Genomic DNA, 23,829 nt, shown 5'->3' on the forward strand with positions numbered 1-23,829 from the left:
TGACCGTGCCGCTCCGGCATCCACGCTCACACGCTCACCATGGCCACCCCGATGTCGCGTCCAGGGCCCCGAACTCCCGTCCACGCGCCCGCAGGGCCGGGCTGGCCACCACCGTCGGCATTCATGAATAATGCGGGCTAGTGAACTGGGTGACCACCGGTGTGAGGCCGGACGGTGACGACATCCTCACGCCTGCGGCCGTCGCCGATTCCCAGTTCGGCTGCAAATTCTCGGTGTTTGGGCACGCTGGGTTCCCGGCCTGCTGATCTGCTGACGACCGGGCCGTGGGCTGGACGCGGCCACCGAGGGGTCCGCCAGAGGACCCCTCGGAGCACCAGGCGCCGGCTCAGCCCGGAGGACGCCTCGGCGCGACCTCGCGGGCCCGCTCGATGACGCCGCGCAGATACGGGCTGCGGGCGATGACCTCCTGCGCCCCCCGGCCTTTAGGCAGCCGCAGCCCGCGCTGGCGAAACGCGGGGTCTCGATACACGCCGTCGAGGATCGCCAGGTAGACGTCGAGCCCCTCGACGGGGGGAACCGGCCGGGCCCCGGTGAAGCACTTCGGACACCAGGCGGAGACCCCGTCCACCTTGAAGATGCTGAGCGGCGCCCCCGCCCTGCCGGGAGAGAAGCGTGACCGCGCGCCGTACTCCTGGATCGGACGGTCGTCCGTCGCCGCCGGCACGAGGCGGCTGGCCTCCGCGAGCGCGCCGGCCGAGGCGATGAAGGTCCCCACGATCTCGGTCACGGTCCCGAGGTCGACACGCTCGAGGTCCCGCTGCACGGCCGGTGCCTCCCGGAGGCGGACCGCCACCTGCGCAGGATCGATCTCGATGCGCGCGCCGTTGACGCCCATCAAGACCAGCTCGGCGTCGGCGCCCGAGAGGAGGACCGCCTGGGGAAACACCGCGAGGAAGGCGCCGATCATCGCGAGCGTGGTCTCCGGCGGCACCTGCGCCACGGGCAGCCACTGGCTGGCGTAGCCTCCCGGCCGCAGGCGCGATCGCACCAGCCCGTAGAACTCCCGCGAGTAGAGCGAACCGACGCCTGCCAGCGCCACCGGCGGGGCCTCCAGGGTGATCAGGTCGTACGCCGCCGCGGACTGCATCCGCAGGTGCTGGCGGCCGTCGTTGACGTACACCGAGACCCTCGGATCGCGAAGCACGCCGTCGTTGGCCGCGGAGAAGTAGTCCGCGTGCGCGAGGACCTGGCGGGAGAGATCCACGACGTCGAGCCGCCGGACCGATGGGTGCAGCGAGGCCGCGTGCGCCGTATTCCCGACTCCGAAGCAGATCACGAGCACCCGCTCTGGCCGCTCGAGTGACAGGAGAGGCAGGTGGGCGAAGACGCGCATGTAGCGCTGCGTGAGCCGGGTCGTCGCGGACATGGGGTGGCCGTTGGTCCAGAGGCGTCGTCCTTCGCCGGGCACCTCCGTCACCGCCACGACCTCGTTGACCCCCTCGTGCATCGTGACCAGCGCCGCTGCCGGCGTCAGTAGGTCCTGGGCTCGTGCCAGGAGATACGTCGCCGGCAAGGTCAGCCAGAGCGCCACCGCGGCCAGCGCGCCCGCGATGGCGCCGCCGAGCGCGGCGCGCTCTCGCCAGCCCGGCGCGGCGACCCGGACGGAGGCGACGAGGAGGGGCACGACCGCCAGGGTCGCGGCCAGCGCCAGGACGGCCACGACCCGCTGCATGCCGAGCAGCGGCAGCAGGACGAAGCCGCACGCCAGCGATCCCGCCACGGCGCCCACGGTGTTGGCCAGGTAGAGGGCGCCCGCCCGGCCGCCGACGGCCGCCTCCGACCGCTGAACCATCGCATTGCCGAGCGGGAAGGTCATGCCCATCACGAGCGCCGGTACCGCCGCCTCGCGCACGAGCGGACGCAGGTCGAGCCAGAGGGCCACCGCCGCGCGGATCCAGCCCGGCGCGGCCGCGAACGCCTCTGACCACGCGCGCTCGGCGTGCCGGATCCCGTCCAGATTCGTCGCGGCCAGCCCCGCGAGCGCCGACACGACGAAGGCAGCCTGCGCCAGAGCGAACCACAACGCCGGGTGCCCGAAGCGACGGTGAAGCCATCCGCCGGCGACCGAGCCGAGCCAGATACCGACCAGGACGACCGTCAGCAGGAGGGAGAACACCGCGCGGTAGCCGCCGAGAACCAGGGTCATGTGGCGGAACCACAGGATCTCCATCCCCATCGCGGCGAAGCCAGAGAGCGCGAGCGCCAGCGCGACCAGGGGCAGCGAGCGGCGCGCGGTGGGGCCCGCCGCCAGCTCGACAGGTTGCGGGGCGCGGGACACTGACACCCTCCGCGTGGCGAGACGAAAGGCGCCGGTCGCGGCGAGCACGTTGAGCAGCACGGCGGTCATCTGGGCGGTCCCGAGACCCGCCACCGGTACGAGCAGGGCGTCGGTGAGGAAAGAGCCCAGGGCCGCGCCCGCCGTGTTGACGCCGTAGAGCGTGGCGACCCGCCAGCCCGCCGTGGAGAGGTGACCTGATACGACCTCGCGGATCAGCAGCGTCAGCGTGCCGCCCATGAAGAAGGTGGCGGGTCCGACCAGCAGCACGGCCGCGACGTAGCGCCAGAGGTAGGACATCGCCGACATCGCGTACCAGCCGCCGGGCTCGTGGACATAGGAGGAGATCAGCGCCGACAGCGCGCCCAGATGGGGAAGCAAGAGGGAGATCAGCAGCCCCCACAGGCCGATGCCGAGCTCGAAGTATCCGTAGACCTTCACCAGCGAACGGTCCTGCGCGGCGTGCCGGCGGTCGGCCCACCGGCCCACCGCGTAACCGCCGGCCCCGAGGCCCAGCATGAAGACGGCGACGACGAGCGCGGCCGAGTGCACCGTGTTGCCGAAGATGTTGCCGAACTCCCGGACCCAGACGACCTCGTAGATGAGGCCGCTCGCCCCCGAGCAGAAGAAGAGGACATGGAGCATCGCGTGGGCCGGCGTCCGCGGCATCACGGCCTCCGGGGCTATCGCGCGAGCAGCGGCTGGAGGAAGGGCCAGAGATGCTCCACAACGACGCGGTAGCCCTCGGCCGTGGGATGAATGCCGTCGGGCTGGTTGAGGCGCGGGTTGCCGGCGACACCGTCGAGGAGAAAGGGCATGAAGGCCGCGCCGCGCTTGCGGGCCACCTCGGCATACAGCCGGCGGAAGTCCGCCGCGTAGCTCGCGCCGTAGTTGGGCGGCACCTCCATCCCGGCAACGAGCACGCGCACGCCCGCCTTCTGGAAGCGCGCCACGATCGCGTCGAGGTTGGCGCGGACGGAGGCGAGATCCTGGCCGCGCAGCGCGTCGTTGGCGCCGAGCGCGACGATGACGATGTCGGGCCTGTTCTTGAGCGCCCAGTCCACCCGCCTGAGCCCGCCGGCGGTGGTATCGCCGGACGCGCTCGCGTTGACCACCCGGTAGGCATAACCGTCTGCGCGGAGCCTGGCCTGGAGACGCGCCGGGTAGGAATCTTCTGGTGTGACGCCGAGCCCCGCGGTCAGGCTGTCACCGAACGCGACGATCACACGCTCGACGGCGTGGGCCGGCGCGGCGAGCGCGAGCGCCGCGGCGAGGGCGGCGAGCAGAGGGCGCATGACGCTAGTGTAGTATGGATCGCGTCATGATCAGCGTCCGCGGCCTTGGCATGCGTCTCGAGAGCGGCGGCCGCCCGGTGGACGTGCTCACCGAGGTCTCCCTCGAGGTGCCGGCCCGCCAATTCGTCGCCGTGGCGGGAGCCTCCGGCAGCGGCAAGTCCACGCTGCTGGGCCTGATCGCGGGCCTCGACCGGCCCACGACGGGGCGGATCGTGGTGAACGGGGTCGAGCTGACGGGCCTCGGCGAGGACGCCCTCGCGCGCTTTCGCAGCGACACCATCGGCTACGTCTTCCAGTCCTTCCACCTGATCCCGACACTGACGGCGCTCGAGAACGTCGCGGTGCCGCTCGAGTTGGCGGCAGATCCTGACGCGCTCGAGCGGGCGCAAGCGCTCTTGAGAGAGGTGGGCCTCGAAGAGCGCGCGCACCACTACCCCGTCCAGCTCTCGGGAGGCGAGCAGCAGCGCGTGGCCGTGGCGCGCGCGGTCGCGCGGCGCCCGACGCTCCTCCTGGCCGACGAGCCGACGGGCAACCTCGACTCGGCCACGGGCAAGCAGATCATCGATCTCCTGGTCGCGCTGAACGAGAACCTCGGCAGCACGCTGGTGCTGGTGACCCACGATGCGGCGCTGGCCGCGCTCGCCGACCGCGTGATCACGCTCCGCGACGGGCGCATCGTGAGCGACGAGACGAGCAATGGCTGCGCGGCCTAGTCTCGACTTCGTCTTGAAGCTCGCGTGGCGGGAGACGCGCGGCGCGGGGCGGCACTTCGCCTATCTCATCGCCTGCATCACGCTCGGCGTGGGCGCCCTCGTCGCGGTCGGCAGCTTCGCCTCGAGTCTCGAGCGCACGGTGGGCCGCTCCGCGCGCGCGCTCATGGGCGGCGACGTCGAGATCCGCAGCACCCAGCCGTTGTCGCCCGCCGGTCAAGCCGTCGTGGCGGAAATGGCGCGCGGCGGCGTCGAGGTCCTCCCCGTCCTGGAGCTGGTCGCCATGTCGGCGGCGGACGGGCGGAGCCAGATCGTGGAGCTCAAGACCGTCGGCGCCGGCTATCCGTTTTACGGGGACCTCATCACGGAGCCCGCGGCGCCCCTCGGGACGCTGGTCGGCAAGAACCGCGCCCTCGTCCATCCCTCGCTGCTCCAGAAGCTCGGAGCCTCGGTCGGCGACCACATGAAGATCGGCGAGGCCGACTTCGTCATCAGCGGCGTCATTCGCCAGGAGCCCGACCGCTCCGTCGGCGTCTTCTCGCTCGGGCCGCGTGTGATGATCGCGCCCGAAGACCTACCGGGCACCAAGCTGGTGCGCCCGGGCAGCCGGGTGCGCCATCGCGTGCTCTTCCGTGTGCCCGCCGGGACGAGCGCCGACGCGTTCAAGGACGCGCTTGCGGCACGGCTGCCCGACACGGTCGCGCGGATCACGACGTACGCGCAGGCCCAGCCGGGCGTGCGCCGCTTCTGGGACCAGCTGACGGTCTACCTCGGCCTCACGGGTCTCGTCGCCCTCATGGTGGGCGGCATCGGCGTCGCGACCAGCGTGCGGGCGTTCGTGCGCGGCAAGCTCGATACGATCGCGGTGCTGAAGTGCCTCGGCGCGGGCTGGCGTCAAGTGCTGGCCGCCTATCTCCTCCAGACGGTGCTCCTCGGGCTGGGCGGCAGCCTGCTCGGCGCCGCCCTCGGCTCAGCACTCCAGCTGGCGCTCGTGCCGGCGCTCTCGCCGCTTCTCCCCATCCCGCTCGAGGCGTCCATGTCTCTCCGCTCCGTGCTGGCGGGGCTCGGCATGGGCACGGGGCTCACGCTCCTGTTCGCGCTCTGGCCGCTGCTCGACGTCCGCCGCGTGCCGCCCGCGCTCATCCTGCGCCGTGACGTCGAAGCCCGGCTGCCGGGCCGACGGCCATGGCTCGTCGGGTTGCCGATCGTGGCGGGGCTCGCGGCCCTCGCCTTCTGGCAGGCAGGCTCGTTTAAGGTAGGCGGCCTCTTCGTCGGCGGCCTGGCGGGCGCGCTCGCCCTGCTCGGGCTCACCGCGCGGCTCGTCATCGCCGGCGCGAAGCGCCTCCCGCGCCTGCGTTCGCTCGCCTGGCGCCAGGCCGTGGCCAATGTCCACCGCCCCGGCTCTCACGCGGGCGTGGTCCTGGTCTCGCTCGGCGTGGCCGTGATGCTGATCGTCGCCGTGGCGCTCCTCGGGCAGAGCCTGCGCGCCGAGCTGGCCGACCGCGGACCGGAGCGGTCACCTGCATTCTTCTTCATCGACATCCAGCGCGACCAGGTCGTGCCCTTCACGCGGCTCGTGACGGATCTCGCAGGACACGCGCCCGAGCTCACGCCCGTCGTCCGCTCGCGGCTTGCCACCGTCAACGGCGCCTCCGTCGCCGATGATCCGCGGCAGAAGCAGGAGGAGGTCTGGTACCTCTCGCGCGAGTACGTGCTGACCTGGGGCGCCGAGCCGCCCGCGCACAACGTCGTCATCGCCGGCCGCTGGTGGACGGCGGACGAGGCGCGTGGGGAGGCCTTGATCTCCGTCGAAGAGGATATCGCGAAGAACCTCGGGGTCACGATCGGCGGCACGCTGGGCTTCGACATCCAGGGCGTCACGGTGCAGGCGCGGGTCGTCAACATCCGCCACGTGGACTGGCAGACCTTCAACACCAACTTCTTCGTGATCTTCTCGCAGGGCGCGCTCGACGACGCGCCCTCGACCTGGATCGCGACCGCGCGCGCGGCGCCGGCCGACGAGAGCGTCGTCCAGTCGGCCGTCACCGCGGCCTTCCCGAACGTCACGGCCATCCCCGTGCGCGAGGTGCTCGAGCGCATCGCCGGGGTCCTCGACCAGATCGCTCTCGCGATCCGGCTCCTGGCGGGCGTGAGCATCGCGACGGGTCTCATCGTCACGGCGGGCGCCCTTGGAGTCAGCCGCCACCAGCGGCTCTACCAGAGCGTGATCCTGAAGACGCTCGGTGCTACGCGCGGCTTCGTCGCGCGCGTCTTCGCCCTCGAGTACGCGATCTTGGGCGTGGCGGCAGGGCTCTGCGGCTCGCTCCTGGCCGCCGCGCTGGCCTGGAGCGTCGGCCACTGGGCGCTCGATATCGGCTGGGCGGGCTCGCCGCTGACCATAGCTGGAGGCGTTGCGGCAGCGGCCTTGCTCGCGATCGGCGTCGGCTTCCTCGGCACCTTCCGGCTCCTCGGCCGGAAGCCTCTCGGCGTCCTGAGAGGCGAATGAGCCGGGCGACGCTGGCGGATCGGCTGCGCGCGCTCTTCCCGGATTCCTCGGGCCGGAGCCTCAAGCAGTGGCTCGAATCCGGGCGCGTCGAGGTCAACGGGCGCGTGGCCCGGGACGGGCGCGCGGTCATGCGCGCAGGCGACCGCGTCGAGCTCGGCGGGCGCGGCCGCATCCCCTTCCCGAAGGGTCTCGGCCTCGTGTACCAGGACGATGCGATCGTCGTCGTGGACAAGCCGGCGAGGCTCCTCACCATGGCGACCGAGCGCGAGCGCGAGCGCACCGCCTACCGACTGCTCTGGGACTATCTCCAGGCCCAGCGGCCGCGCACGCGCCCCTTCATCGTCCACCGCCTCGACCGCGAGACCTCGGGGCTCCTGGTGTTCGCCAAGTCCCCGGAAGCCAAGCAGCCCCTCCAGACCCAGTTCGAGGAGCGCACGGTCCAGCGCGTCTACACGGCGCTCGTGAAGGGCCACGTGCGCGAGCAGTCCGGGACGCTCGAGAGCCGCCTCGTCGAGGACCGGAGCCTCCGTGTGCACACCGCGCGAGGCCCGGAAGGCAAGACGGCCGTCACGCGCTACCGGGTGCTCGCGCGCGGGCAGGACACGACGCTCCTCGAGCTCTCGCTCGACACGGGCCGGCGCAGGCAGATCCGCGTCCAGCTCGCGGCCATCGGCCACCCGATCGTCGGCGACCGCGAGCATGGCGGCCCCGGCGGCCAGTTCCGCCGGCTGTGCCTCCACGCGACCCGCCTCGGCTTCATCCACCCGGGCAGCGGCAAGGCCATGCGCTTCGAGAGCGCGGCGCCCGCGGCTTGGGTATAATCCGCGCGTCGGAGGACTCCCCTTATCAATTCAGCCCTCGCCTCGCAGCTCGAGACGAGCGTCTCGGCTCGAAGGGCGACCCTCTCCCCTCAGGGGAGAGGGTGAGCAGCGCACAGGAGGCACCATGGCAACGTCGCCGTTCTCGCTCGAGAAGAAGGTCGCGATCGTCACGGGAGGCGGCGTCGGCATCGGCCGCTCCATCGCCATCGAGTTCGCCAAGGCGGGCGCCGATGTCGTGATCTGCAGCCGCAAGAAGGAGAACCTCGAGCCCGTCGTGGCCGAGATCAAGAAGCTCGGCCGGCGCTCCTTCTGCGAGGCCGTCGATGTCCGCCAGGAGGAGGCGGTCAAGGCGCTCGTCGAGCGCACCGCGAAAGAGATGGGGCGTCTCGACATCATGGTCAACAATGCCGGCGCCTCCTTCCGCGCCAAGGTCGAGGACATCAGCGCCAACGGCTGGAACACGGTGATCCAGATCAACGTCAACGGCGTCTTCTTCGGCTGCAAGTGGGCGGGCAAGCAGATGATGGCGCAGGGCGGCGGCGGGGCGATCATCAACGTCTCCTCCATCGCCGGCGTCTACGGCTCGACGATGATGGCGCACTACGGCACGGCCAAGGCGGCCGTCATCAACTTCACCCGGGCGCTCGGCATGGCGTGGGGGCGCCAGGGCATCCGCGTCAACTGCATCGCGCCCGGACCGGTCGAGACCGAGGGGTACCTGGGCGTGCTGACGAAGCAGGACCCGGCCGCCGCCAAGAAGGCCTACGACGCGGTGGCGAGCCGCACGGGCATGGGGCGCTGGGGCAAGGTGCACGAGATCGCCTATCCGTGCATCTTCCTCGCCTCCGAGGCCTCGGCCTTCATGACCGGCGCCACCATCATCGTGGATGGGGGCCCGAGCGCCCGCGAGGGCGACGAGGCCTCCTAAAAAGGGTATACTCCCGGCAAACAGCCGCATTCAGACCAGCCGGTTCCAGAAAGGAGCCTTTATGAGAGAGGCCGTCGTCGTCTCCAGCTCGCGCACCCCGCTCGCCAAATCGTTCCGGGGGTCGTTCAACATGACCCGCCCGGATGACCTGGCCGCCCACTGCATCAAGGACGCGCTCGGAAAGGTCCCGCAGCTCGACAAGACCGAGATCGAGGACGTGATTCTCGGCTCCGCCCAGCCCAGCGGCGCCCAGGGCAACAACGTGGCGCGCGTGGCCCTCCTTCGCGCCGGCCTGCCCGTCTCCGTCGCCGGCACCACCGTCAACCGCTTCTGCTCCTCGGGGCTCCAGGCCATCGCCATGGCCGCCCACCAGATCATCGTGGGCGGGGCCGAGGCCGCCATCGGCGGCGGGCTCGAGAGCATCAGCATGATGAAGCGCGACGGCGACCCCAATCCCTGGGTCAAGGAGCACAAGCCCGGCCTCTACATGGTCATGGGCGACACGGCCGAAATCGTGGCCAAGCGCTACAAGATCAGCCGCCAGGCGCAGGACGAGTTCTCGCTGGCGAGCCAGCAGCGCACGGCGCGCGCCCAGCAGGAAGGCTTCTTCAAGGAAGAGCTGGCGCCGCTCCAGGTCGTGCGCGGCATCGTGGACAGGAAGACGGGTGAGATCACGGGCAAGGAGGACTACTACGTCGACAAGGACGAGTGCAACCGCGCCGACACGACGCTCGAGGGTCTGCTCAAGCTGGCGCCGCACTTCGACAAGGACAGCGGCCAGGGTTCGGTGACGGCCGGCAACTCCTCGCAGCTCTCGGACGGCGCCTCCGCCACCGTCCTGATGTCGCTCGACCGCGCCAAGGCGCTGGGCATCAAGCCCAAGCTGATCTTCCGCGGCTTCGCCGTCGCCGGCTGCGAGCCCGACGAGATGGGCATTGGACCCGTCTACGCGATCCCGAAACTGCTGAAGCGCATGGGCGTCAAGATGGACGAGATCGGCGTGTGGGAGCTCAACGAGGCCTTCGCCTCGCAGGTGGTCTACTGCCGCGACAAACTCGGCATCCCGATGGACAAGCTGAATCCCAACGGCGGGGCGATCTCCATCGGCCACCCCTTCGGCATGACGGGCTCGCGCATGGTCGGCACCATCGCCAACGAGATGCTGCGGCGCAAGGCCAAGTACGGCGTGGTGACGATGTGCATCGGCGGCGGCCAGGGCGCCGCGGGTCTCTTCGAAGCCTGCCTCTAGACGCCTGCTTCAAGACAAACAGAGGCCCGGGTGCCTGCGCGGGAGTCCCCGTCCCGCTGCCTGCGCCCGGGCCTTTGCCTCGTCCGGCTCCCGGCCGCTAGGCCTGGAGCGGCCGCCCCCCAGCTTGAGGAGAGCGCTGAGCCAGCCCGCCTGACCTTATTAACCACGCCAGGATCGAGTAGTAGAAGCCGGACACCAGGTCCGCCTGGCCCTCTCGCGGAACCGACACCCCGCGGGTCACGAGATACAGCACCTCACAGGAAGTTGGCCAGCATCTCGAGCTGCGTCCGGCTCATCGCTCTTTCCCCTTTCGGCTTTGCCGCTTCTGTCCACTAGGACGCCGTCCTGTCTCCTTTTGTTTACAGACTCGCGGGCCGTAAACGGCGGCGGTCTGCCCGGCGTCTGGCCTGGTAGAGGGGACGCAGCCAGGCCCCCCGGGACACGGAGGACACAACGATGAGGCTCAACGGGACCGTGAACATCGAACGAGACGACAACGCCAACTACGTGCTCGGCTACGCGCCGCTAGGCGTGGACCACTTCGGCCGTCCCCAGCGCCGCTTCAAGGGCTGGCAGCAGATGGTCGCCTTCCTCCAGGGGCCGCTCCACGTGGGGGCGCAGGAAGTGCGCGCGGCGCTCAATGCGCTCTTGCGCAACGGCGCCTACTGCCTCGACGGCGTGTGGCTGTCGGAGGCGGAGATGCAGGAGCACGGCCTGGGCCGCGCGCTCTGCCTGGAAGCTCCAGGTGGGCTCGCTTACGCTCGCGCCTAACGTGCCCGCCCTTATCCTGCGAGCGTATTGGACCTTGGTCCAATGGAGGGACGGAATGGCGTCGCCCATAATTGGTTATCATGGAGTCCAGCCTGCCACGGTCGAGGTAGTGCGGTTGCCTCGGTGAGGCAGAGTGTGCAAGCTTTGGACATCGGGCCAGGGCCGGGTGTCTGTGATTGGCATCTTTGGAGTAGGGGCAGAGAGTGCAGTCAGGATTCACGCTCCGGGGCCCATCACCTAACCAGACGCAGGAGGATCCAGGTATGCGGACCAGGCGGTGGATCGGGTTCATGGTGGTGCTCGGCGTCCTGACAGGAGCCGCACCGGCCGCGCGAGCGGCCGACTCGCCGGACCCGCAGCAGACCGAGTTCGACCAGACCCCGCCGCGGCTCAGCTACGCGGACGGGAAGGTTTCGTTTTGGCGTCAGGGTGCCGACGACTGGTCGGCGGCCCAGGTCAATACTCCCCTCGCTCCGGGCGACGAGGTGTATACCGCGTCTCCGGCCAACCTGGAAATCCAGATTGGCTCCCGCGCCTTCGTGCGTACGTGGGCGAACACCCAGCTCGGTCTGGTCAACCAGGAGCCGGGTTTTCTCCAGTTCAAGGTGACAGCGGGTTCCGCCTCCTTTGACCTTCGCACAATCGAGCCCGGGACCACGGTGGAGGTCGCCACGCCGAACGCGGCCCTCACCATCGAGCACGCGGGCTACTACCGCGTGGACGTCACGGGGGAGCGCACGGCGTTCATCACCCGCCGAGGCGGCCAGGCCACCGTCACCCCAGCCAGCGGGGCGGCCGTTGTCATCACGCCGAGCGAGGAAGTCGTCGTCGAGGGCACGTCGAGCCCGCGACTTACCTCCTACGTGGCGCCGCAGCTCGATGACTGGGACAAATGGAACTACGCCCGCAGCAGGGCGCACCTGGACGCGGTGAGCGCCCGCTACGTCTCCCCCGGAACGTACGGCGTGAGCGATCTCGACCGTTATGGGACGTGGCGAAACGTCCCCACCTACGGCTCTGTTTGGATCCCGACCACGGTGCAGTCCGGATGGGCCCCGTACACTACGGGATCCTGGACGCTCGATCCTACCTACGGCTGGACCTGGGTGGACACCGCGCCGTGGGGTTGGGCGCCCTATCACCATGGGCGCTGGGTCTCCGTGAACGGCTTCTGGGGCTGGGCGCCGGGGCCGCTGGTGGTGAGGCCGGTCTATGCTCCCGCCCTCGTCGCTTTCTTCGGCGGGCCCAGTCTGCGCGTCGGCATCAGCGTCGGCGGGCCGGTCTTGGGCTGGGTGGCGCTCGGGTGGGGTGAGCCGCTCGTGCCCTGGTGGGGGCGGCCGGGCTTCGTTCACGAGCCGTCGTGGGGCGGCTGGGGCGGCCCGCGCGTCGTGAACAACGTGGTCATCAACAACACGACCGTGGTGAACGTGCAGAACATCAACGTCTACGGCAACAGCAGCGTGCCGAACGCCGTGGTGGTGGTCAACGAGAATCGCTTCGGCCGCGGCCCCATCACGGCGGCGCGCGTCACCCAGGTGGACGTGAAGAGCCTCCAGCCGACCCACGCCGCGCCCCAGGTCACCGCCACGGCCGCGAGCTTCGTGCCCACGGCGAGCCGCGGCGGCCGGCCTCCAGAGGAGAGCCTGAAGCGATCGGTGGTCGCCACGCGCCCGCCGCATGCGGGGCCGGCATCGGGCGCCGGGGAGGAACGGAAGGCGGGGCCGCCGGGGACTCCCACGCCGGCGCCGCACCTCGTCTCGGCGCCGCCTCGGCACGAGCCCGATGCGGTGCCGGCCCGTCCGCCTCTCGGGCAGAGCAACGTCGAGCGCCGTACACCCGATGGCGCTCAGCCGCTCTCGCCTCCGAAGCCGCCCGTGGCTCGCCCGATGCCATTGCCGGCCCAGCGCGAGCCGCAGGTGGCCGCGCCGGTTCCGACGACGCCCTCACCGCCGGCCGCTCCCGCGACACCACCTGCGCCTCCGGGCCGTCGGCCTGAGCAGCCGCAGGTGGCGGCCCCGTCCGTCGCTCCCGCGACAGCGCCTCCGGCTCCGGCCCGTCGTCCCGAGAAGTCGCAGGTGGTTGCCCCGTCACCGGGTGCGCCCCCGTCGCCGGCCGCTCCCGCGACAGCGCCTCCGGCCCCTGCCCGTCGTCCCGAGGCGGCGGCCCCGCCGGCCCGTCATCCGCTTCCGGGTGAGCCCGCCAATCGGCTCTCGCCGAATCGGGGCGAGACGCAGCCGCCCCCGCCCGCCCAGCGCTAAACGGCGCCCGCCGGGCGAACGGCGAGACAGGGCCCAGAGCAGGCTCGCGGCCGTCAGCCTCGAGAGCCGGGAAGGCCATCGCCCCCCCTTCAGCTCTCGGGCCGTCAGCAGCCACCGGGGCCGCGCGGCGAGCGCAGGGTGTCCGAGTCGAAAGCCCGGCTACGCCTTACGCTCTCCGCGCGTGCTTGAGGCGCTGGTCAGCTTGGAGGGCGTCGGTTAACGGATGGTGAAGTCCAGCAGTGCGTGGGCGTGGCGCAGCGAGGCTTCGGCATCGGCGGGCGTCGTGGCGCGGGAGAAGATGAAGCCGAGATAGCGCGATCCCTCGGGCAGCGGGACGACCGGGTGGCCCTTGGGGATGGAGATGGTGACGTCCTCGATACCGGCGACGGCCCGCGCGGCGTCGAGGCCGCGGACCTCTTCGAGGATGCCGCCGCGCGGGATCGGGATCATCATGACGCCCGCGGCGGGACGCTCACGCTCGAGCGAGGCGATCGGCCAGCCCAGCGCGTGGCGCAGGATGATCTCCTCGAGCGACATCCCGGTGCCGAAGCGCAGCGTGCGCGAGCACAGCCCCCCGATGGAGCGCGCGGCCAGTTCGATGAGCCAGGGCCCCGCATCATTAATACGCATCTCGGCGTGGACGGGCCCGTCTGAAAGCCCGAGCGCCCGGGCGGCCTGCCCCGCAGACGCAGCGACCGCCCTTTGGGTCACCTCGGGCAGCCGGGAGGGCGTGACGTAGATCGTCTCCTCGAAGAAGGGCCCGTCGAGCGGATCCGGCTTGTCGAAGATTGCCAGCGTCGCCAGGCTCCCTTCCGTCAGCATCCCCTCGAGCGACACCTCGACGCCCGGCACGAAATCCTCCACGAGGATCTTCGACGCGCCGTCTCCCAGCGCCTGGACATCGGACTCGCTGAGGATGGCCGCGATGCGTGTCCACGACGCGGCGAACTCGGCCCGCGTGTCGGCGCGGATGACGCCGCGGCTCGCCGAGAGGACGAGCGGCTTGAGCACGCACGGGAAGCGCGCGCGCGCCGCGACGGCCTGCGGGTCGTCCGTGACGGAGAAGACCGCGAAGCCGGGCTGGCGCACCCCACCCCGCGCCAGCGCCTCTCGCATGGCCTGCTTGTTCCGCGTGGCGGCGACTGCGGAGAGCGCGTTGGCGCGGAGCCCCAGCGCCTGGCCGATGGCGGCGCCCACCACGGTGGTCGCGTCGTCCACGGGCACGACGGCGGCGACCGGGCGGGTGCGCGCGTAGTCGCGCATGAGCGCGGCGGCGGCAGCCGGGTCGCCGAACGGCAGCGACAGGAGATGATCCGGGAGGGCTGCGGCCAGCGTGTTAGGCCGCTCCGCCGCCACCACCAGGTCCACGTCGAGGCGGCGCGCCGCCTCCACGAAGTCCTCGGTGCGGTAGGTCGTCGTCGGGACCAGCAGGAGCAGTCGCGGCTGCGTCACGGGTCAGTCGGCGCAGGCACTGGGTCAAGTTGCGAGCCAGACGAGGCCCGCGTGAGTCGGCAGCCCGAGACGTACGTGGGTGTACGTTGAGGGCTGCCGACGAGCGAGAACGAAGTATGGCGAAGCAAATTGGCCCAGTGCCACATGGCGGCCCCATTGAGCCCCTGATGCTGTAAGGTGTCAAGCCGGGCCACGCGTCAGGCCAAGGAGGCACATCCATGAAGGTCGGGATCATGCCATGAAGGTAGGGATCATGATCGAAGGGCAGGAAGGGCTCACGTGGGAGCGCTGGTTCCGGCTGGCGCAGGCGGCCGAGGACCTGGGCTACGAGTCGCTGTGCCGCTCCGACCATCTCACGGGCCTCGGCGGCGAGTCCAAGCGGCCGTCGCTCGAGACGTGGACGTCGCTGACGGCGCTCGCGCTCCGCACGAAGCGCATCCGCTTCGGCCCTATGGTCTCGCCGCTGACCTTCTACCACCCGGCGCTCCTCGCCAAGATGGCCGCGGCGGTGGACACCCTCTCGGGCGGCCGGCTGGATCTCGGCCTCGGCGCCGGCTGGAACGAGCACGAGCACCGGATGTTCGGCGTGCCCTTCCTGACGGTCAAGGAGCGGCTCGACAGGCTCGAGGCGGGCGCGCGGCTCATCCGCTCGCTCGAGAAGGGCCAGCCTGTCACGTTCAAGCAGCCGCACTTCCCGTTGGAGAAGGCCGAGAGCTTCCCCCTGCCCGCAACGGGCCGCTACCGCATCGTCATCGGCGGGCGCGGCGAGAAGCGCACGCTCAAGATCGTCGCCGAGTTCGCGGATGAGTGGAACGTGACGCGCGTGGACATCCCCGGCTTCGTCCAGAAGCGCGCCGTGCTGGCCGAGCACAGCCGCGCCTTCGGCCGCGACCCCGAGGCCATCGCGCGCTCGTTGATGATCCCCTGCGCCATCGGGCGCGATTCGGCCGAGGTCGCGAACCGTATCGCCGGCATGCGCGCCATCTTCCCCGCGCTGCCCGCCGACGAGGCCGCGTGGCACGCGGCGTCCTTCCTCGCGGGCTCGCCGGAGCGCATCGTCGCGGACCTCAAGGCCTGGAAGCAGGCCGGGCTCCAGCGCGTGCTGCTCCAGACGCTCGACCAGGAAGATCTCCCAGGCCTCGAGCTCTTCGCGCGCGAGGTCATGCCGAAGCTCTGACGGTGCGAGTGTCGCGCGCTTGAATCCGTTCGCCCACCCGCGTAATCTAGCGCCGCACCCCCCACTAGGAGGCCAACCCGTGACACTGTTCGCGCGCCGGTGGATCCGCCTCGCCGCCCTGGCTGCATCTCTCGCGGTTCCGCTCCCGGCCTTTGCGGCCGAGGTCGTCAGGATGGGCGACCTGCCCGCGATCACGAACGCCGGGCTCTACATCGCGATCGAGAAGGGCTACTTCCAGGCTCGGGGCATCACGGTGGAGACCGAGCGCTTCGCCTCGGCGGGCAAGATGATCGCCCCGCTCGCCACGGGGCAGCTCGACGTCGCCGTCGGCGCGCCCTCGGCCGGGCTCTACAACGCCATCGCGGGCGGCATGGACTTCAGGGTCGTGGCCGACAAGGGGCAGCTGCGCCCCGGCGGGAGCTTCGTCCCGGTGATCGTCCGCAAGGACCTCGTCGATTCCGGCCGTGTCAAGTCCATCAAGGACCTCAAGGGCCTCAAGGTGGCGAACGGCGCCAAGGGCATCACCCTCGACTACCTCCTCGCCAAGTTGCTCGAGCAGGCCGGCCTGGGCTTCGACGCGGTCGACGTCGTGTACCTGTCCTATCCCGACGCCATCAAGGCGCTCGCGAGCAAGGCCGTGGACGCCGCCATCGCGCCCGAGCCCTGGGGCGTGCAGGCCGAGCAGCAGAAGGCCGGCGTGCGCCTCTTCCTCACCGAGCAGACCCCTGCCGTCGCCACCTTCCAGGTGGGCGTGATCATGTACGCGGGCAAGTTCATCAAGGAGCGCCCGAAAGTGGCGCGGGAGTTCCTGCAGGCCTACGTCCAGGGCATCAAGTACTACAGCCAGCGCGGGCTCAAGGATCCCGAGGTCGCCGGGATCCTGTCGAAGCACACCAAGGTCCCCGTCGAGACAATCCAGGCCACGATCCCCTTCTACGTCGACCCCGGCGCGCGCCCGCGGGTGCAGGACCTGGCCACGCTCCAGGACTGGTTCCACCAAATGGGGTGGGTGAAGGAGAAGGTCCCGATGGAGCGGGTGGTCGACCTCTCCTTCCTCGAGTAGGCGGGACGCGTGCTCCTCGCCCTCCGCGACGTCGGCAAGGTCTGGCTCATCGAGCGCACCGGCGAGCGCGTGAGCGCGCTCGAGTCCATCACTCTCGACGTGGCGCCCGGCGAGTTCCTGATCCTGCTCGGGCCGTCGGGCTGCGGCAAGTCCACGCTCCTCCAGATCATCGCCGGCCTCGAGGCGCCGTCGTCGGGTGAGATCCGCTTTCCATCTGTTACGCGCGGCGTCTCGCCCTGCGCCAAGCCCAACGGCAAGCTGACGAGCATGGTCTTCCAGGACTATGCCCTCTTCCCGTGGCGGACCGTGATGGGCAACATCGTCTTCGGCCCCGAGGTGCGACACGTGGCTCGCGGCGAGCGCGAGGAGCGGGCGCGGCGGCTGATCGATCTGGTCAACCTCAAGGGCGCCGAGCACCGCTACCCCCACGAGCTCTCCGGCGGGATGCGGCAGCGCGTCGCGCTCGCGCGGGCGCTCGCCAACGATCCCCAGATCGTCCTCTTCGACGAGCCGCTGGCGGCCCTCGACGCCCAGACGCGGCGAGTCCTCCAGGACGAGCTCCTGCGCATCTGGGGCGAGACCGGCAAGACCTTCGTCTACGTCACGCACAGCCTGCAGGAGGCGGTGCTTCTCGGCAGCCGCATCGTCCTCATGACGGCGCACCCAGGCCGGATCAGGCACATCGTGGACGTGCCCCTCGCGCGCCCGCGCCACCTGACGGGACGGGCGGAAGCGGACATGCTCGACCGCCTCGACACCGAGCTCAGCGAAGAGGTCCAGCGGGCGATGGTGACATGACCGCGTCACACCTCCGGAAAATCGCCTCGGTCCTGGGGCTTCTCGTCGCGTGGCAGCTCCTCGTCCAGACGGGAAGGCTCAGCGAGCTCTTCCTGCCCGCGCCGCTCTCAGTCCTCGCCACCATGTGGGATCTGACGCGATCGGGCCAGCTGCCCTGGGCCGTGCTCGTGAGTCTCAACCGCGTGGTGCAGGGCTTCGTCTACGGCGCCGCCGTGGGCGTCTTCCTGGGCCTCTTGGCCGGAGCGATCGGCTGGATCGAGGATCTGCTCGACCCGTGGGTCGCGGCCGTCTACCCCATTCCCAAGTCGGCGCTCTTCCCGCTCTTCCTGCTCTGGTTCGGCCTGGGTGACCCGTCCAAGATCGCGACGATCGCGATCGGCGTGCTCTTCCTCGTGCTGGTCAACACCATGGCGGGGGTGAAGTCCATCAACCCCGTCCTGCTCAAAGCCGCCCACGACCTCGGCGCGGGCCGGCTGCAGATCTTCACCAAGGTCATCCTGCCCGGCGCGCTGCCCAACATCTTCACCGGGCTCCGGCTCGGCGCGGGCATGGCGCTCATCCTCGTCTTCATCACCGAGATCGAGGCGACCAAGGCGGGGCTCGGCTTCCTCCTCTGGGAAGCCTTCCAGCTCCTCGACACCAAGCAGGTGTTCGCGGGCGTGGTCACTTTCGGCCTGCTCGGCGTCGCCTCAACCTGGCTGCTCCAGTGGCTGGAGCGCGTGGGCTGTCCCTGGATCCAACGCTCGAACTGAAGGAGCGACCGATGGCTCAAGACCTTCCCGCGTATCTCGACCTGATCAAGCGCAGCAAGCCCGAGGAAATCGTCGTGATCTCGAAGGAGATCGACCCCGCGTACGAGCTGACCGCGCTCGTGGTCAAGCTCGAGCGCGAGGCGCGCCGCCGCCCGGTGCTGATCTGCGAACGCATGAAGGGCACGAAGTTCCCGGTGCTGACCAACCTCCACGCGAGCCGCTCCCGCCTGGCGCTCGCCATGGGCGCGGCTCCCGACCAGATGCTCGCGACGTACCTGCGCGCCATGGACAAGCCCATCCCGCCGACGATCGTGAAAGGCGGGCCGTGCAAGGACGTGGTGCTCACGGGTGACAAAATCAACCTCTACGATCTGCCACAGATCCTCCACCACGAGGGGGACGCGGGCGCATACCTGACGGCCGCGATCTCCTTTGCCAAGGACCCCACGCGCGAGATCTGGAACTGCGCCTACAACCGGCTGATGATCAAGGGGCGCGACACGACGTCCATCCACCTGACGGCGGGCAAGCACCTCTGGGAGTTCCAGAGGATCGCCGAGTCCCGCGGCGAGCCCCTGCCCGTGGCCTTCGCCATCGGCGTGCATCCCGCGATCGCGCTCGGCGCGCTGGCGATCGGCTCGATCGACGAGGACGAGCGCGCCATCATGGGCGCGCTGCTGCGGGAGCCGCTCGAGCTCGTCAAGTGCGAGACCTCCGACGTGCTGGTGCCGGCGCACGCGGAAATGATCATCGAAGCGGACATCCTTCCGGGCGCGCGCACGCCCGAGGGCCCCTTCGGCGAGTTCACCGGCTACAGCCTGGGCGAGCGCCCACGCGAGGTGGTCAAGGTCAAGGCCATCACCCACCGCGCGGGCGCCTTCTTCCAGGACATCTCGGTCGCCCACCTCGACCACATGCTGCTCTCGACGATCCCGATGGAGGCCAACCTCTACCGCGCCGTGCGCGCCATGGTGCCCTCGGTCAAGGCCGTCCGCGTCCCGGGCCCGTTCACCTGCTACGTCTCGATCGAGCAGCGGCTGCCGGGCCAGGCCAAGAACGCCATCCTTTCGGTCCTGGGCGCCGACCTCTACATGAAGCGCGTGGTCATGGTCGACCAGGACGTGGACATCTTCGACGACCGGCAGGTCACGTGGGCGATCGCGACGCGCTGCCAGCCCGACCGGGACATCGCCATCATCACCCACGCGCGCGGCTCAGACCTCGATCCCTCGACCAAGGAAGACGGCTACTCCGCCAAGTGGGGCGTGGACGCGACGGCCAAGCCGTCGCTCGCCGCTTACACGCCGCGCCACCGCGTGCCGCCCGAGGCCTGGAAGCGGATCACCTTGAAGGACTTCGGGCTTCAGTGACGGAGAGCTTCGCCGCGCTGCTCGACGCCGCCGCGCGCCGGCGGCCCGACGCCCCCGCCCTCGTCTGGGACGGCGGCGCGCTCACGTGGCGCGAGCTCGACCTGCGGGCGGGCGGACTGGCGCGGCGGCTCTCGCGCCAGGGAGTCCGCGCCGGCGACACGGTCGCGCTCCTGCTGCCGAACGGCTGGGGCTTCGTCGCAGCTCTGTGGGGCGCGCTCAAGCTGGGCGCGACGGTGGCGCCGCTCAACCCGCTCCTCGCGGCCGGCGAGCGCGACAGGATCCTGGCCCACCTTGGGCCCGCCCTGATCGTGGACGAGGTGGGCGAGGAGGAGGTGCGGGAGGAGGAGGCTGTGACGGACAGCGCGGACGGCAAGGCGCCCGCCCTCATCCTCTACACCTCGGGCAGCGCGGGCCGGCCCAAGGGCGCCGTCCTCTCCCACGCCGCGCTGAGCAAAGCCAACGCATCATGGGCCGGGCCCGTGATGCGCCTCACGCCGCAGGACGTCGTGCTGGCCGCGCTGCCGCTCGCACATTCCTTCGGGCTCAACGGGGCGCTCCTGGCGCCGCTGCTCGCGGGCGCCACCGTGGCGATCCAGGAGCGCTTCTCTCCCGAGGAGACGCTGCGCGCCATCGCGCGCCACGGAGTCACGGTCCTCCCCGCCGTCGCGACCATGTTCCAGCGGATGCTCGAGGTCCCCGGTGTCTCGGAGGCGGCATGCTCGAGCCTGCGCCTGGCGGTGTCGGGGGCGGCGCCTTGCCCGTGGGAGCTCAGCCAGGCGTGGCGGCGGCGCACCGGCGTGAGGATCGTGCGCGGCTACGGAATGACCGAGCTCTTCCGCCCGATCTCGTACCTCGCCGACGACGCGACCGACCTGCCCGACGCCATCGGCCGACCGGTGCCCGGCGTCGAGGCGCGCGTGGTCGACCCCGAAGGACAAACGCTCGCGCCAGGCGAGGCCGGCGAGCTCTGGATCCGCACGCCCGCCGCGATGGACGGCTATTTTCGCGCCGAGGAGGAAACCCGTGCGGTCATCCAGGACGGGTGGTTCAAGACCGGCGACCTGGCGACAATCTCGCCCGAAGGGTTTGTGAGCGTCGTGGGACGAAAGAAGGACCTGATCCTTCGCGGCGGCTACTCCGTGGTGCCCGGCGAGGTCGAGGCCGCGCTGCTGGATCACCCCGCGGTGGCGGAGGCCGCCGTGATCGGGACACCGCACCCCGAGCTGGGGGAGGAAGTGGCGGCCTTCGTCACGCTGCGGCCCGGCGCCCGCGCCGACGCGGACGAGCTGGTGGCCTTCTGCCGCGAGCGGTTGGCCGCCTTCAAGTACCCGCGCAGCGTGACCCTCGTGGGCGAGCTGCCCAAAAGCGCGACGGGCAAGGTTCTCAAGTGGCGCCTCGGCGTCACCAAACCGGGCTGAGAGAGGGCCTTTGACACGGCTCCCCAAACCCGCGTAGACTCCCGCCAGTCTTCGCATCCAGCTCTGAAAGGCGGGCTCAAGGTGGCGTCCAGCGAGGTCGTGTTTAACCCGCTCCTGCCGGAGTTCCACGCGGATCCATACCCGTTCTACCGCCGGCTGAGAGAGGAAGACCCCGTCCATCAGAGCCCGCTCGGCATCTGGATCCTGACGCGCTACGACGACACGGTCATGGTGCTGCGCGACCCGCGCTTCGGCCGCGAGGGCATGGCCGAGCTCATGGAGGCCCGGCTCGGCGCAGGATCCGTTCGCCCCGCGAACACCCGCGACATGCTCTTCCGGGACCCGCCCGACCACACCCGCCTGCGCGCGCTCGTCAGCCGGGCGTTCACGCCGCGGGTCGTGGAGGCGATGCGCCCACATATCCAGGAGATCGTCGACGGGCTGCTGGACAGGGTCGAGGGCGCCCGCGGCATGGACGTGATCGAGGACCTCGCCTACCCGCTCCCGGTGACGGTCATCTGCGAGATGCTCGGCGTGCCCACGGCCGACCAGGATGTCTTCAAGCAGTGGTCTGCGGACATCGCGCGAAGCCTCGATGCGTCGATCCTCCCGGCCGGGTCGGACGTCATCACGCGCGGCCAGGAGGCCGGCGACGCGCTGAGAGAGTATTTCCGCTCGCTCATTGCGGTGCGCCGAAAGAGTCCCCAGCCGGACCTGCTCTCGGCCTTGATCGCCGCCGAGGAACAGGGCGACAAGCTCAGCGAACCGGAGCTCGTCGCCACCTGCGTGCTGCTGCTCATCGCGGGCCACGAAACCACGGTCAACCTGATCGGCAACGGCGTCCTCGCGCTGCTCCGGCATCCCGCGGAGCTGCGGGCGCTCGCGAACGACCCGGCGCTGATCCCAACGGCCGTCGTGGAGCTGCTGCGCTACGACGGGCCCGTGCAGCGGACGGGGCGCAGGACCATGGCGGATGTCGAGATCGGCGGCAGGCAGATCCCCAAGGGCTCGATCGTCGCGGCCGTCATCGGCGCGGCCAACCGGGACCCGGCGCACTTCCCCGACCCCGACCGCCTCGACGTCGCCCGGCGGGAAAACCGGCACATCGCTTTCGGCTTCGGCATCCACTTCTGCCTCGGCGCCCCGCTGGCCCGTATCGAGGGCCAGGTCGCCATCGGCACCCTGCTGCGCCGCATGCCGGCGCTCAAGCTCGTCTCGGACACTCCGGAGTGGCGGGAGTCCTCCGTGCTCCGCGGGCTCAAGACGCTCCCGGTCACGTTCTGACCACAGGAGGAGGAACAGACATGGACAATCCTCTTGTTTCCTCCGTCAGCCGTCGGGACCTGCTCAAGCTCGGAGGCATCGCGGCCGCGGCAGGCGCCGCGGGCTCCGGCCTGCATCTGTTCGATCCGGGCAGCGCCGATGCCCAGACGCCCAAGCGCGGCGGCACCTTCCGCGTCCGCTTCACCCTTGCCCCGCCCCACTTCGATCCGCAGCAGACGGTGGCGTTCACCACCATGGTGCCGCTGTCCTTCACCCACAGCCGACTCGTCAGGGTGAAGGCCGGCCCGTCGGTGAAGCCCGGGACGCAGCCGCTCGAGCCCGACCTGGCCGAGTCGTGGACCCAGCCCAACGACACCACGTACATTTTCAAGCTCCGCCGCGGCGTGCGGTGGCACCCGAAGCCGCCGGTCAACGGGCGCGAGGTGACGGCCGAAGACGTCAAGTACACCTTCGAGCGCTTCATGGGCCCGACCAATCCCAACCGCGGGATGCTCGAACAGGTGGACAAGGTCGAGGCGCTCGACAAGTACACGGTCAAATTCACGCTCAAGGAGCCGTTCGCCTGGCTGCTCGAGGCGCTGGCCTCGACCTCGACCTGGATCATCGCCAAGGAGGTCGTCGAGCAGCACGGGGATCTCAAGAAACCCGAGACCTGCATCGGCACCGGACCCTGGATGCTCGAGCGCTACGAGCCGAACCTGCGCTTTACCTTCGTGCGCAACCCCAACTACTTCATCCCCGGACTGCCCTACGCCGACGGCGTGGACATGGCGATCGAGACCGACCCGGCCTCGGCGTTCGCCGCGTGGCTGGCCGGCCGGTACGACTTCGCGCCCGAGTACGGGATGGTCGTGCGCCGGAGCGACCTCGAGGCGGCCAAGCAGCGCAAGCCGGGGCTCCAGATGCAGGACTACATCGTGGTCTTCGGCGGCATCACCTGGACGCACCTCGACCAGGAGCCGTTCAAGGACGTGCGGGTGCGTCGGGCCCTCGCCATGGCCACGAACTGGAGGGAGGTGCTCGAGACCAACGCCTGGTCCCAGGGGCGAGGGGCGCCCAACCCGGCCATTCCCGCCGCCCTCAAGGACTGGTCCATCCCCATCGATCAGCTCCCGGCCGAGGGCCGCAGGCTCTACGAGTTCGACCCGGCCGCGGCCAAGCGCCTCCTCGCCGAGGTCGGCTACGCGAGCGGGTTCAAGACCACCCTCGAGACGACGGCCGGCTACGGGCCCGACTACATGGACGCGGTGGAGGTCACCGTGGCGGGCTGGAAGAAAGCCGGAATCGAGGCCGAGATCAAGCTCAAGGAGTACGGCGCCTTCATCTCGAGCACCATCTTCGGCAAGTTCGACAAGATGGGCTGCGGGCTCTTCGGCGCCTGGACCGACCCCGACAGCTACCTCTACCGCACCTTCATCCCGGGGCAAGCGCTCAACGCCTCCGGCGTGAACGATCCCAAGCTCACCGAGATGATCCGGCTCCAGCGCCGCACCTTCAACGTCGCCAGGCGCCGGGAGATCATCTACGACATCCAACGCTACGTCTCCCAGCAGGTCTTGGGCCTCTATGGCCCGTCCGTCAGCGCGATGGCGGCCTGGGAGCCGTACGTCAAGAACTTCGGCCCGAACATCGGCCACGACTACGGCGGGCGCCTGATGGCGGCCTGGCTCGATCGTTGACC

The 23,829-nt window shown here is 70.3% G+C and carries 18 protein-coding genes; 15 read left to right on the forward strand and 3 right to left on the reverse strand.

Annotation, left to right across the window (positions count from 1 at the left end; genetic code table 11):
• Nucleotides 1–346: 346 nt before the first annotated feature.
• Nucleotides 347–2,965: a hypothetical protein gene (locus Q7W02_15740; GenBank protein ID MDO8477616.1), complete on the reverse strand. Its 2,619-nt coding sequence runs from the start codon at nucleotides 2,963–2,965 to the stop codon at nucleotides 347–349.
• 14 nt (nucleotides 2,966–2,979) lie between these two features.
• Nucleotides 2,980–3,591 carry an arylesterase gene (locus Q7W02_15745; protein ID MDO8477617.1) on the reverse strand — a complete coding sequence of 204 codons (612 nt, stop codon included), beginning with the start codon at nucleotides 3,589–3,591 and terminating at the stop codon, nucleotides 2,980–2,982.
• A 26-nt stretch (nucleotides 3,592–3,617) separates the two neighbouring features.
• On the opposite strand from Q7W02_15745, the gene Q7W02_15750 reads away from it, so the two are divergent.
• The 7 genes from Q7W02_15750 to Q7W02_15780 all read left to right on the forward strand — a co-directional run bounded on the left by Q7W02_15750 (nucleotide 3,618) and on the right by Q7W02_15780 (nucleotide 12,834).
• Complete coding sequence (locus Q7W02_15750) at nucleotides 3,618–4,304, forward strand: ABC transporter ATP-binding protein (protein ID MDO8477618.1); 687 nt, start codon at nucleotides 3,618–3,620, stop codon at nucleotides 4,302–4,304.
• Nucleotides 4,288–6,807 (forward strand): ABC transporter permease, encoded by a 2,520-nt coding sequence (locus Q7W02_15755; protein MDO8477619.1) that lies wholly within the window; start codon nucleotides 4,288–4,290, stop codon nucleotides 6,805–6,807. Before Q7W02_15750 ends, Q7W02_15755 begins: the two co-directional genes overlap by 17 nt.
• Nucleotides 6,804–7,628: an RluA family pseudouridine synthase gene (locus Q7W02_15760; GenBank protein ID MDO8477620.1), complete on the forward strand. Its 825-nt coding sequence runs from the start codon at nucleotides 6,804–6,806 to the stop codon at nucleotides 7,626–7,628. The genes Q7W02_15755 and Q7W02_15760 overlap by 4 nt, the downstream gene beginning before the upstream one ends.
• A gap of 124 nt (nucleotides 7,629–7,752) precedes the next feature.
• A complete protein-coding gene (locus Q7W02_15765) occupies nucleotides 7,753–8,556 on the forward strand; it encodes a glucose 1-dehydrogenase (protein MDO8477621.1) in 804 nt (267 codons plus the stop codon).
• A 61-nt stretch (nucleotides 8,557–8,617) separates the two neighbouring features.
• The gene (locus Q7W02_15770; protein MDO8477622.1) at nucleotides 8,618–9,805 is read left to right on the forward strand and encodes an acetyl-CoA C-acyltransferase; all 1,188 of its coding nucleotides are present in this window, start codon (nucleotides 8,618–8,620) and stop codon (nucleotides 9,803–9,805) included.
• A 456-nt stretch (nucleotides 9,806–10,261) separates the two neighbouring features.
• Nucleotides 10,262–10,576, forward strand: a complete 315-nt coding sequence (locus Q7W02_15775) for a hypothetical protein (GenBank protein MDO8477623.1) — start codon at nucleotides 10,262–10,264, stop codon at nucleotides 10,574–10,576.
• Between the two features lie 263 nt (nucleotides 10,577–10,839).
• Nucleotides 10,840–12,834: a hypothetical protein gene (locus tag Q7W02_15780; GenBank protein MDO8477624.1), complete on the forward strand. Its 1,995-nt coding sequence runs from the start codon at nucleotides 10,840–10,842 to the stop codon at nucleotides 12,832–12,834.
• 216 nt (nucleotides 12,835–13,050) lie between these two features.
• Here the strand turns inward: Q7W02_15780 and Q7W02_15785 are convergent, their stop codons facing one another.
• Nucleotides 13,051–14,286 carry an ATP-grasp domain-containing protein gene (locus tag Q7W02_15785; GenBank protein ID MDO8477625.1) on the reverse strand — a complete coding sequence of 412 codons (1,236 nt, stop codon included), beginning with the start codon at nucleotides 14,284–14,286 and terminating at the stop codon, nucleotides 13,051–13,053.
• A 238-nt stretch (nucleotides 14,287–14,524) separates the two neighbouring features.
• On the opposite strand from Q7W02_15785, the gene Q7W02_15790 reads away from it, so the two are divergent.
• The 8 genes from Q7W02_15790 (at nucleotide 14,525) to Q7W02_15825 (ending at nucleotide 23,827) form a co-directional block, all read left to right on the forward strand.
• Entirely contained in the window at nucleotides 14,525–15,463 is a 939-nt protein-coding gene (locus Q7W02_15790; GenBank protein ID MDO8477626.1) for a TIGR03560 family F420-dependent LLM class oxidoreductase, read from the forward strand.
• Between the two features lie 79 nt (nucleotides 15,464–15,542).
• Nucleotides 15,543–16,526: an ABC transporter substrate-binding protein gene (locus Q7W02_15795; protein ID MDO8477627.1), complete on the forward strand. Its 984-nt coding sequence runs from the start codon at nucleotides 15,543–15,545 to the stop codon at nucleotides 16,524–16,526.
• A 9-nt stretch (nucleotides 16,527–16,535) separates the two neighbouring features.
• A complete protein-coding gene (locus Q7W02_15800; protein MDO8477628.1) occupies nucleotides 16,536–17,324 on the forward strand; it encodes an ABC transporter ATP-binding protein in 789 nt (262 codons plus the stop codon).
• On the forward strand, nucleotides 17,321–18,076 hold the full coding sequence (locus Q7W02_15805; GenBank protein ID MDO8477629.1) for an ABC transporter permease: 756 nt from the start codon (nucleotides 17,321–17,323) through the stop codon (nucleotides 18,074–18,076). Before Q7W02_15800 ends, Q7W02_15805 begins: the two co-directional genes overlap by 4 nt.
• 11 nt (nucleotides 18,077–18,087) lie before the next feature.
• Entirely contained in the window at nucleotides 18,088–19,446 is a 1,359-nt protein-coding gene (locus Q7W02_15810; protein MDO8477630.1) for a UbiD family decarboxylase, read from the forward strand.
• A complete protein-coding gene (locus Q7W02_15815) occupies nucleotides 19,443–20,864 on the forward strand; it encodes an AMP-binding protein (GenBank protein MDO8477631.1) in 1,422 nt (473 codons plus the stop codon). The genes Q7W02_15810 and Q7W02_15815 overlap by 4 nt, the downstream gene beginning before the upstream one ends.
• Nucleotides 20,865–20,945: 81 nt before the next feature.
• Complete coding sequence (locus tag Q7W02_15820; protein ID MDO8477632.1) at nucleotides 20,946–22,148, forward strand: cytochrome P450; 1,203 nt, start codon at nucleotides 20,946–20,948, stop codon at nucleotides 22,146–22,148.
• 20 nt (nucleotides 22,149–22,168) lie between these two features.
• Entirely contained in the window at nucleotides 22,169–23,827 is a 1,659-nt protein-coding gene (locus Q7W02_15825; GenBank protein ID MDO8477633.1) for an ABC transporter substrate-binding protein, read from the forward strand.
• The last annotated feature ends 2 nt before the right edge of the window (nucleotides 23,828–23,829 follow it).

This window comes from Candidatus Rokuibacteriota bacterium (genome assembly GCA_030647435.1).
In the GTDB taxonomy this organism is placed as follows: domain Bacteria; phylum Methylomirabilota; class Methylomirabilia; order Rokubacteriales; family CSP1-6; genus AR37.

Excerpts from the sequence above, each read along its gene's own strand:
- Q7W02_15740 (MDO8477616.1), bottom strand. The coding sequence starts at position 2,965 with ATGCCGCGGACGCCGGCCCACGCGATGCTCCATGTCCTCTTCTTCTGC.
- Q7W02_15745 (MDO8477617.1), bottom strand. The coding sequence starts at position 3,591 with ATGCGCCCTCTGCTCGCCGCCCTCGCCGCGGCGCTCGCGCTCGCCGCG.
- Q7W02_15750 (MDO8477618.1), top strand. The coding sequence starts at position 3,618 with ATGATCAGCGTCCGCGGCCTTGGCATGCGTCTCGAGAGCGGCGGCCGC.
- Q7W02_15755 (MDO8477619.1), top strand. The coding sequence starts at position 4,288 with ATGGCTGCGCGGCCTAGTCTCGACTTCGTCTTGAAGCTCGCGTGGCGG.
- Q7W02_15760 (MDO8477620.1), top strand. The coding sequence starts at position 6,804 with ATGAGCCGGGCGACGCTGGCGGATCGGCTGCGCGCGCTCTTCCCGGAT.
- Q7W02_15765 (MDO8477621.1), top strand. The coding sequence starts at position 7,753 with ATGGCAACGTCGCCGTTCTCGCTCGAGAAGAAGGTCGCGATCGTCACG.
- Q7W02_15770 (MDO8477622.1), top strand. The coding sequence starts at position 8,618 with ATGAGAGAGGCCGTCGTCGTCTCCAGCTCGCGCACCCCGCTCGCCAAA.
- Q7W02_15775 (MDO8477623.1), top strand. The coding sequence starts at position 10,262 with ATGAGGCTCAACGGGACCGTGAACATCGAACGAGACGACAACGCCAAC.
- Q7W02_15780 (MDO8477624.1), top strand. The coding sequence starts at position 10,840 with ATGCGGACCAGGCGGTGGATCGGGTTCATGGTGGTGCTCGGCGTCCTG.
- Q7W02_15790 (MDO8477626.1), top strand. The coding sequence starts at position 14,525 with ATGAAGGTAGGGATCATGATCGAAGGGCAGGAAGGGCTCACGTGGGAG.
- Q7W02_15805 (MDO8477629.1), top strand. The coding sequence starts at position 17,321 with ATGACCGCGTCACACCTCCGGAAAATCGCCTCGGTCCTGGGGCTTCTC.
- Q7W02_15810 (MDO8477630.1), top strand. The coding sequence starts at position 18,088 with ATGGCTCAAGACCTTCCCGCGTATCTCGACCTGATCAAGCGCAGCAAG.
- Q7W02_15825 (MDO8477633.1), top strand. The coding sequence starts at position 22,169 with ATGGACAATCCTCTTGTTTCCTCCGTCAGCCGTCGGGACCTGCTCAAG.